This is a genomic window from Virgibacillus carmonensis, assembly GCF_057836705.1.
This window is the reverse complement of sequence record NZ_JBYQFJ010000183.1, coordinates 1-671: the sequence shown is the minus strand read 5'-3', so window position 1 is coordinate 671 and position 671 is coordinate 1. Positions and strand designations below refer to the sequence as shown.

The 671-nt window shown below is 42.2% G+C and carries 1 protein-coding gene; it reads right to left on the bottom strand.

The features are described 5' to 3' along the window. A partial coding sequence (menD, locus tag AC3G7N_RS21260) for a 2-succinyl-5-enolpyruvyl-6-hydroxy-3-cyclohexene-1-carboxylic-acid synthase (RefSeq protein ID WP_489424130.1) occupies positions 1-596 on the bottom strand: 596 nt, incomplete at its 3' end. Between the last annotated feature and the right edge of the window lie 75 nt (positions 597-671).

Sequence of the window (671 nt, the reverse complement as noted above, 5' to 3'; positions counted from 1 at the left end):
GCTGAAAGTTGCTTAGAATGATTGTAACTCCCCCATAAATTCTCAAGCGAAAAATCCGGAATCAATGGTTCACGAAATGGCAGATTTAAATGAACTGGCCCGGCATTCCCCTCGCTTGCTGTGTGAACAGCCCTTGACGCCTTATTTCGTGCGTAGTCAAGTATCTTTTGATCATTATCTGGCAATGACATTTCATGAAACCATTTGACATAGTTTCCGTATAATTTTAGTTGATCAATCGATTGTGGTGCTCCAACATCTCGCAATTCGTGTGGACGATCTGCTGTTAAAACAACTAGTGGAACCCTGCTTGCAAATGCCTCAACAATCGCTGGGAAATAATTAGCTGCCGCAGTTCCAGATGTACAAATAATTGCAATTGGCCTCTTTAATTGCTTGGCCATCCCTAATGCAAAAAAAGCAGCTGAACGCTCATCAATTACAATCCATTGCTTCATCTCTGGATGCTCCATGACAGTCATGGCAAGTGGCGTCGATCTGGACCCTGGTGAGATAACTACCTCCTTAAGACCGCTCTTTGCCAATTCATCAATAAAATTTGCGGTATACCGTGTTAAAGCTTCTGTGTGATCCATATTTATCCCCCTAAGACCGACAGCATTGGTACTAATTTAATATTGGTTTCTTCATATTCTGCTTCTGGGTCAGAA